This is a genomic window from Fulvivirga kasyanovii, assembly GCF_009711405.1.
Taxonomy (GTDB): domain Bacteria; phylum Bacteroidota; class Bacteroidia; order Cytophagales; family Cyclobacteriaceae; genus Fulvivirga; species Fulvivirga kasyanovii.
Map to the genome: position 1 here is coordinate 1 of NZ_SMLW01000297.1, position 4,643 is coordinate 4,643.

The 4,643-nt window shown below is 42.0% G+C and carries 4 protein-coding genes and 1 tRNA gene; all 5 read left to right on the plus strand.

Translation table 11 applies throughout. From position 1 onward, the window contains the following. The coding region (gene mltG / locus E1163_RS02255; RefSeq protein ID WP_155169033.1) for an endolytic transglycosylase MltG at nucleotides 1-938 on the plus strand (938 nt) is incomplete at its 5' end. Then, nucleotides 938-1,345, plus strand: coding sequence for an acyl-CoA thioesterase (locus tag E1163_RS02260; protein ID WP_155169035.1), 408 nt, complete (start codon nucleotides 938-940; stop codon nucleotides 1,343-1,345). The genes mltG and E1163_RS02260, both read left to right, overlap by 1 nt. Continuing rightward, entirely contained in the window at nucleotides 1,346-2,308 is a 963-nt protein-coding gene (locus E1163_RS02265; RefSeq protein WP_155169037.1) for a YihY/virulence factor BrkB family protein, read from the plus strand. A gap of 27 nt (nucleotides 2,309-2,335) precedes the next feature. Next, nucleotides 2,336-4,102: a DUF4153 domain-containing protein gene (locus E1163_RS02270; RefSeq protein WP_155169039.1), complete on the plus strand. Its 1,767-nt coding sequence runs from the start codon at nucleotides 2,336-2,338 to the stop codon at nucleotides 4,100-4,102. A gap of 84 nt (nucleotides 4,103-4,186) precedes the next feature. Then, nucleotides 4,187-4,271, plus strand: a tRNA-Ser gene (locus tag E1163_RS02275). The last annotated feature ends 372 nt before the right edge of the window (nucleotides 4,272-4,643 follow it).

The window sequence follows — 4,643 nt, forward strand, 5'->3', positions numbered from 1 at the left end:
AAGACAAAGTGCTCATAATAGAATCTGACGAGACTTTTAAATCTTTGCAGGACAAACTATACGATCTGAACTATGTTCAGGATCTGGTGTCGTTTAGCTTTCTTGCCAAACTGATGGATTATGACACCCAGATCAAACCAGGCAGGTATCTGATAAAAGCAAATTCTGCAAACCTGGAGGTACTCCGTATGTTGAGGGCGGGACTGCAGCAGCCGGTCAATCTCACTTTTAATAACATCAGGCTGAAAGAAGAGCTGGCAGACAGGCTTACCAGGAATATTGAGCTGACACCTGAGGGGTTTAATCAAGCCTTGAAACACTATATAAACACCAATAAAGATGGTTTTAATGACAATAATATCATCAGTATGTTTATACCCAACACCTACCAGGTGTACTATGATATTTCAGGGGAGGAGCTTGTTGAAAGAATGCATAGCGAGTATGAAAAATTCTGGAATAGTGAGCGAAGACAAAAGGCCAAAAATTTAGGGCTTACGCCGCTGGAAGTATCTACTTTGGCTTCCATTGTGCAGGCTGAGAGCATAAAAAAGGATGAAAGCGCCAAAATAGCAGGCTTATATATCAACCGGCTTCAGAATGGTATTGCTTTACAGGCAGACCCTACGCTGGTTTTTGCTTCCGGCGACTTTACCATCAAGCGGGTGCTTAATGTGCACAAAGACATTGATTCTCCTTATAACACCTATAAATATCCCGGTTTGCCTCCCGGCCCGATCAATATGCCATTTATACACTCCATAGATGCGGTATTAAACTATGAAGACCACGATTATCTATACATGTGTGCAAGAGAAGATTTTTCCGGATACCACAACTTTGCGAGTAATTATAATGAACATTTGAGAAATGCTGCCCGATACCAGAGGCAACTGACTATTGAACAGCGTAAAGCAAGAATGAACAACAGTAACTGATGTTTGAGCAAACTACCCAAGTAAGAGTGAGGTATGCCGAAACAGACCAGATGGGTTATGTTTACTATGGCAACTACGCCACTTATTTTGAAGTGGCCCGCGTTGAAAGCCTGAGAAGTTTGGGGCTTAGCTACAAAGAGCTTGAGGATCAGGGGGTAATGATGCCTGTACTGGAAAATAAATCGAAATATCTGGCACCTGCCAAATATGATGAGCTTCTTACTATCAAGACGACCATCAAAAAGAAACCTGCCGTAAGGATACAATTTGATTATGAAATTTATAATGAATCTGATAAATTGATCCATATAGGTGAGACGGTTTTGGTTTTTGTAGATATGAAAACCGGAAAGCCCTGCCTGCAACCAGAGGTGATGGCAAAACTGCTCAATCCTTTTTTCGACTAAATGAAGAAAAGAATAACCAACTATATTCTTGAGAGCAAGTATTATCACGGGCTCATAGACCTTCTCAAACGGATCAGGTTCAGAAGTTATGATGACCTTACACTTTACGAGATCATAACCGTTTTTATTGGCAAAATCAAGAAAGACGAGATTGTAGAAAGAGCAAATGCTGTTGCGTTCAATTTTACCGTGGCGGTATTTCCTGCTATCATTTTTCTCTTTACACTCACGCCCTACATTCACCAGGTGATCCCGGGGGTGAGCAAAGATTCCATAATGCAGTTTATCGGTGATATTATGCCGGAGAGCATGTATGAAACAGTTTACGCTACCGTGGAAGATATTGTGGGCAATACCCGTGGCGGACTATTGACTTTTGGTGCGCTTTTGTCCCTCTACCTGGCTACCAATGGGATGATGTCATTGATGAAGGCATTTAACTCATGCTACAAAACCATCGAAAAAAGGGGCTTTCTTAAGATGAGGCTGGTGGCAACAGGACTTACCATAATGCTGGCTATTGTACTGATCCTCGCCAGTGTGCTTTTGGTAATAGGCAATGCTGCGGTGGATATTATCAATAACTTTCAATGGCTTGACATTGAAGACTACCTGATCTATATCTTCTTTTTGCTGCGTTTTGTAGTGCTTTTTATTGTGTTTTTTCTGGCTATCTCGTTTATCTACTATTTTGGCCCGGCGGTTCATTACAACTGGCGGTTTTTCTCGGTAGGCTCCCTGATAGCCACACTCCTGAGCATGGGCGTGACCTATGGCTTTTCATTCTACATTTCAAATTTCGCCACCTATAACAAGCTCTATGGCTCCCTGGGGGTGCTGATCGCTCTGATGATCTGGCAGGAGATACTTTCGATTGTTTTGCTGGTAGGCTATGAGATCAATGCAAGTGTACACCACGCTCACCGTATTTCAGGTATAGACGAAAGCAAGCTGGCAGGCTAACAAAAATTTGCTTAATATAGCTTCCCTATGATATCCAAAATTAAGATCCCGAATCTCAGGGAAACGCTTATGCTCACTGCAAAGACAGTGGCAAGATTCCCTTTGGCAACCCTGTGTGGTATAGTGGGCACGATAGCCATGTGCTACTACGTAGAGGTCGATTACCAAAACGATGACTTACAAAAGAAACTGATGAAGATCGTGATGGTCAGTGGCCTGGGTATTTCATTTTTTACGGCTTTGCAGCTCTTTGGTGAACACCTTAAAAGCAGGGCACTCCATTATGCAATTCAACTCTTAGGCCTCGTGTTGCTGTTACTTTATTATTTTTCGTTGCCCTTAGAGCTTAAAGTTGTTCATGGAGTACGGTTTGTGTTATTTGGGCTTGTGGCACACCTTCTGGTATCTTTTGCTCCATTCATTATCCATTTCAAAAGGCCGGGGTTTTGGTCGTACAACAAGCAGCTTTTCCTGCAGATACTCACGGCATTCTTCTTCTCCATGGTACTATTTGCCGGCCTTGCCCTGGCATTTCTTGCTGTTGAGAAGCTCTTTGATGTGGATATCAGGGATAAAACTTATTCCAAATTATTTTTTATTATAAGTGGCATATTCTCCATGCTGTATTTTCTGGGAGGTGTACCCAAAAAGGAAGAGGTCTTCCAGGATGAGGAGGCCTACTCCAAAGGCCTGTCAATATTCACCCAGTACATACTTATACCCCTGGTGGGTATATACAATATCATTTTATACCTCTATACATTTAAGATCATCATTCAGTGGGACTGGCCCAGAGGCTGGATAGCCTACTTGTTTGTCAGCTATTCGGTGCTGGGTATACTATCCTATTTACTTATTTACCCTGTAGTAGCCGAGAAAAGCAAAGTGTGGCTGCGGATATTCGCGAAAGGTTTCTTTATCTCACTCATTCCCCTGATTGTGGTACTTTTCCTGGCGGTTTACCTGAGGGCTTCCGAGTATGGACTCACGGAGAACCGGTATTTTCTTTTCGTGCTCGACTTCTGGCTGTTTGGAATCGGCGCCTATTTTATATTCTCCAAATCCGGCAATATTAAGCTGATACCACTTACACTGGCAGTAGTAATCCTTCTAACGTCCTTTGGGCCTTGGGGAGCATTTTCTATGTCCATCAACAATCAGGTGAGCAGGTTTGAAAAAATATTTAACGAAAAAGTAAAAGGGCCTGAGGAAAAACAGTTTGAAGACCAGAAAAACCTGTCGTCTATATTGACTTACCTGATGAGACGGGAAAGCCTTGATGAGGTGCAGGGGTATTTTAAGCATGACATCGACTCATTGAGAAAGGAAAAGTATGTGAGTATCGAAAACCTTCTGCTCCAGGAGTATAATTTGGAGTATGTCAATGAATGGGCTGACGAAGGGAACACGCTGCGAAGGTATTTTTCTTTTACTACGCGCACCAACTACGTTGCTGATATAAATCATGCTGTGTTTCTGAGGTTTGAAGACTATCAAAAGAGCAACTATAAAGGAGTGGCCATCGAAATTGATAAAGATGAACTTCTGATCAACATGTCGGACTCTGTAGGGTGGGAAGCTCAGATCAGTATTAAGTCATTGGTACAGGATCTGGCAAAATTAAACAATAGCTACGTATATGATATGGAACCTGAAAAGATGGCCTTGCACGGAGAAAATGAAGCCATAAGCTACTCATTATATGTGCATAGCCTATATGTCGAAAGGGTTGCAGACGGGCAGTTTGCGCTTCAGAATATCGGGTTTGATCTATTTTTTACGAAGCGTAAATAAAAAAATTAAATTGTTGTTTGCGGAAAATAAATAATCATATACATTTGCAGTCCCATTCGGCAAAAGAGTTCGAATGACAAACATAGAGGAGTGGCAGAGTGGTCGAATGCGGCGGTCTTGAAAACCGTTGTACCGCGAGGTACCGGGGGTTCGAATCCCTCCTCCTCTGCATAAAGGAAAGGCCTTGGCTATTAAGCTGAGGCTTTTTTGTTTTTGATTTTATCAATACTCTTTGAGTAGTATGAAAAAAAACTTAAGATTGTAACAACAGTACTCGCCACGCTACCCATAAGAACAGCGTCCCAGGGCGAGTCTTTTGCTTTTATAGCCCCTCACTTGTTTATAGCCCCTTTATTTTATTTATTGAATTGTTTGGCTTATGCCTTTTGAAAAAATTGCGTTCACTATTAAGGAGCACATTGAGCTTCTAAAAAGTAGAGGGCTGGAAATAGAAGATGAGAAACAAGCCAGTCATCTTCTTAATCAGGTAAGTTATTATAGGTTGGCGGGTTATTGGTGGCCTATGCAGGAAGATAAGGTC

Coding starts and splice junctions, on each gene's coding strand:
- E1163_RS02260 (WP_155169035.1), top strand. CDS start 938: ATGTTTGAGCAAACTACCCAAGTAAGAGTGAGGTATGCCGAAACAGAC.
- E1163_RS02265 (WP_155169037.1), top strand. CDS start 1,346: ATGAAGAAAAGAATAACCAACTATATTCTTGAGAGCAAGTATTATCAC.
- E1163_RS02270 (WP_155169039.1), top strand. CDS start 2,336: ATGATATCCAAAATTAAGATCCCGAATCTCAGGGAAACGCTTATGCTC.